Genomic DNA, 3,832 nt, shown 5'->3' with positions numbered 1-3,832 from the left:
TGAGAATTGTGTTGGGGTCTTCGAGAGTTAATTTCGCTTTGCGTAGCTTTCCCCGGTCCGCGATCGTCAGTATTACTTCTTCATTGTTTTTATTTCGCAGAACCTCGTACAGATTGTCACCGCTCTTGATTGGTTCATCATTGATGTGGGTTAACACTTCGCCCGGCTTGATGTTCACATCGGTCTTGCTGGCTGGTGTATTGGGAATTACGGTCAGGATTTTTATACCAGCCCCGTTGAAATCAGGGTCTGGTACGATTCCGATGGAACCGGATCGCTCTCCGGGTGGCGTTTTTTTCCATACCCCGAGATGAGATGCGTTGAGCTCGCCCATCATCAGCCTGATGACATCGTGGAGGTCGCGCGTCTCCCTGGTGTGCGCCGCCCAATCTTTATACTTCATGTACATATCGCGCCAGTCAACACCGTGAAAATCGCTGTCGTAGAAGCCATCCTGTAAGGACCACCATGCTTCTTTGAAAACCTGCTCGCGCTGCTGCTTGGCGTCAATCCCGATCTGAACCCGGAAGCTTAGTGCTTGACTCTGTGTTGTACTGATGGCGACCGAGGATATCTGACCTCCTCCTGATAAATAGAAAATCTTCGTACGGTCACGCGATATGAAAAACATCTTGGGGTCAACATTGGTGTGGGTTACTCTTTTCAACTCCTTGCCCAGCCAGTCCACGGTCCAGATGTCATCGCTGCCGTGATTGTCCGAGTGAATTGCATACTGGCGGCCGTCCGGGGATTGAGCCACGCGGTTGTAGCCGCCTCGCACTTGCGTTACCGTATGAATTCTCTCGCCGATATCTTCGAAATCGATGAAGACGTTGGCTGCAACGACGACGGTGTCCGATTCGCTCTTCTCCCAATAGTCCCTGTCCTTTTCCTCATCTTCTTTCAACAGAAACACGTATTTCATCCACAGATTACCAACGGCGTCGCGCGATGCGAAGGCTATTCTCCGGCCATCCTGGCTCCACATTGGTTTGTAGTCATCATTGGGATGGTTCGAGATATTGACCGGGGCCGCATCTCCACTGGCGGATACTACGTACACATCTTCACGCCAGCCGAGGGTCGTGCGGCTGAATGTGATCCAGCGGCTGTCCGGCGACCAGTCAATCCACAATGCGTCGTTCTCGCCGCATAATTTGATGTGGTCCTTGCCGTTTTTGTTCATGACATGGAGTTCGCCGTGATTTTGCAGGTACGAAATTAGTTCGCCGTTGGGCGAGAAGGTTGGTCTGTATTCTGTGTTTTCAGTGTCAAATATTTTCTGTGTAGTGAAGACCAGGTCTTCGTGAAACTTCTTCTCGTTCTGCGGAACTATAGTGAAGATGTCCATATCACCGTCTTCCATCGCTACGTAAATGAGCATTTCCTTCTCCGGGTGCCATGTAACATCTTTTTCCACGTAGGGAGTTTTAGTGATGCGGACGATCTTAGCGGGTGAACCATCTTTTAATTCCATTACGAAGATGTCTCCGCGCACTACGAATGCCAGTTCCTTTTCGCTCGGCGAGATGGCGAATTCCGATGCATCTCCGGCGAAAGTCTCGAAAGCAAAAGGTTCGGTTGTGTAATCTTCGTTGACCGAGATTTCAATTTTTCTACTCCGCCCGGTTCGGACATCATATGTGCGGATATCATCGAGACATTCATAGGCGATCAGTGAACCGTCATATGATATTCTCGGGAAATGTATGTCTTCCTGCTCAAAAGTGACCTGTTCGGGTGCGCTGCCGTCGGCGTACATACGCCATAAGTTACTGACCGTATCCGGACCGCGGTCGCTTATGAAGTAGAGCATGCGGTCCAGTACCGAATACATGGGATATGCATCGCGTCCCTCATAATCGGTAATTCTTTCAGACCTCCCCCCGGGCAATGTTTTCTTGTAGATGTCCTGATTGGCGCCTCCCTTGTACCGCCGGCGCCACCAGGCCGCTCCTCCGCGTTCGTAATATCCAGTTTTCCCATCGGGCAGGATGCTCGGGTTGTAAGCCTCGAATGGCAGGAAAGCGCGGGGTGTGCCGCCTTCGACGGAAATGCTGTAAAGAACCGGTCTTATCGTGTAGCGCTGCGACGAGAAGATGACCGATTTGCCGTCGGGCGACCATCCATAAAGCAGGTCATAATTGCTATAGAACGTAAGCCGTTTTGGAGATTCTTGTCCGTCCGAGGGCATAATACATATATCATCATTACCCCAGCGGTCGGCCATGAACGCGATCGACTTGCCATCGGGCGACCAGTAAGGTCTGCTTTCGTACGCGGGGTTGACCGTCAGCCTGTGAGCAACACCGCCGCCTGCATTTACTGTCCAGATGTCTCCGTGGTAAGAAAATGCGATCTTGCTTCCATCGGGCGAGGGCGCAGGATGGCGCCCGCCAAAAACATCAGCCCCGTACAGGTGGCTGACGACTGCAATTAACAACAGACTAATGATATGATTTCTTGTTTTCATGCTCTCAATATACAACAGTTGAGAGGCAGTGTCAAGTAACCCAAATTTCGAAACATGCGGGGTAAATTCAATTTTTTTCGTTGATTTATTGAGCAATTTCGACTAAACTTTTTTCGGCGCTATTCTGTCATAGATATGTAACAGGGAGGCAATTATGGCCGACAAATTCATTAGCCGATGGGAACCTTTTAGAGACATGCTTAGTTTACGTGCGGACATGGACCGCCTCTTCAGCAGTCTTTTTGGCGGTGCTTATGAGGAAAGAGAAGGATTATGGGCGCCGATCGTTGATATTGAAGAAGATAATGACAGTATCATGGTAAAAGCGGAAATTCCCGGAATGAGCAAGGAAGATATCAGGGTGTCGGTGCAAAGCAACATATTGACGATTACTGGAGAGCGCAAGCGGGAGAGCGAAACGAAGAACAAAACATTTCACCGGATTGAACGGACCTACGGTAAATTCAGCCGGATGATCACGCTTCCCACTGATGTTGATTCGGATAAGGTAAAGGCAAATTATAAAGATGGTATTCTCAGCATCACCCTGCCCAAGCCTGAGGCAGTGAAGCCGAAGCATATCGACGTTGAGATTAAATAATACTCACCTCTGCATGAAAAAAGGGCAGGTGGAAACCTGCCCTTTTTGTTTTCTGCAAATTATCGTTTTGAGCGTTTTTTCTTCGGAGGCAATGATCGGGTGTACCTGATCGATTTTTTCAGTAGTTTTTTAAAGACATCCTTCTTCTTGTAGATACTCTCAGGCAGGCTTGCGTATTCTTTCATTACCCTGCCCGGTCTTGGTTCGAAGCGTTTGGTGTTCGGAGATTTCTTGAGTGTTTTGTCAGTGTCTGCAGGTGCCAAGCGGATGAAAATATTCTTCTGAAAAGCTCCAATGAACATGTTGTTATTGATAAAATACGATGGGCAGCCGAACATCATGCGTGCTTGACAGTCGGCGTTCTCGAGCTTTTTTTTCAGGAACAGATTGAGCGCCTCTGATGTTTTTTTCCATTTCATAAAATGCTACTCTGTTGCACCTTCGCTGGTTAGTATATGCTGAATGTTTTCGAAGTCAAGATTTTCACGCAGGATATTCAGTAATATTCAGAATCTGACTACAAAGTCGATATAGGGTATTACCGGCCAAACGCCACCGGCGCCGACCGGGATGATCATCGCCAGATCGACGCTCAATGCTTCTCCGAAAAATCGGAGCCCACCGGAGAGGATCGGCTCGTCGAGACCCGGCAATATCCAGTTCTCGCTGACGAAAGAAACGCGACGCGAAACCCGATACTGGCCTCCTAACATGAGAAACGGTTTGTCCGCAAAATCCCAATCGACGAAGCCGTAGCC

Annotated in this window: 4 protein-coding genes; 1 reads left to right on the top strand and 3 read right to left on the bottom strand. The window is 49.0% G+C overall.

The window, feature by feature from the left end:
- Positions 1-2,473 (bottom strand): PDZ domain-containing protein (locus tag OEV79_12440; protein ID MDH4212244.1); only part of this gene is annotated, 2,473 nt, incomplete at its 3' end.
- 154 nt (positions 2,474-2,627) lie between these two features.
- Between OEV79_12440 and OEV79_12435 the strand changes: the two genes are divergently transcribed.
- Positions 2,628-3,074, top strand: a complete 447-nt coding sequence (locus OEV79_12435; protein ID MDH4212243.1) for an Hsp20/alpha crystallin family protein — start codon at positions 2,628-2,630, stop codon at positions 3,072-3,074.
- A gap of 59 nt (positions 3,075-3,133) precedes the next feature.
- Here the strand turns inward: OEV79_12435 and OEV79_12430 are convergent, their stop codons facing one another.
- Together OEV79_12430 and OEV79_12425 are read right to left on the bottom strand one after the other, a co-directional pair.
- A complete protein-coding gene (locus tag OEV79_12430; protein MDH4212242.1) occupies positions 3,134-3,493 on the bottom strand; it encodes a TfoX/Sxy family protein in 360 nt (119 codons plus the stop codon).
- 87 nt (positions 3,494-3,580) lie between these two features.
- A partial coding sequence (locus OEV79_12425) for a hypothetical protein (protein ID MDH4212241.1) occupies positions 3,581-3,832 on the bottom strand: 252 nt, incomplete at its 5' end.

The organism is candidate division WOR-3 bacterium (assembly GCA_029858255.1).
In the GTDB taxonomy this organism is placed as follows: domain Bacteria; phylum Hydrothermota; class Tepidihabitantia; order SM23-42; family SM23-42; genus SM23-42.
This window is presented reverse-complemented; position numbering and strand designations above follow the sequence as displayed.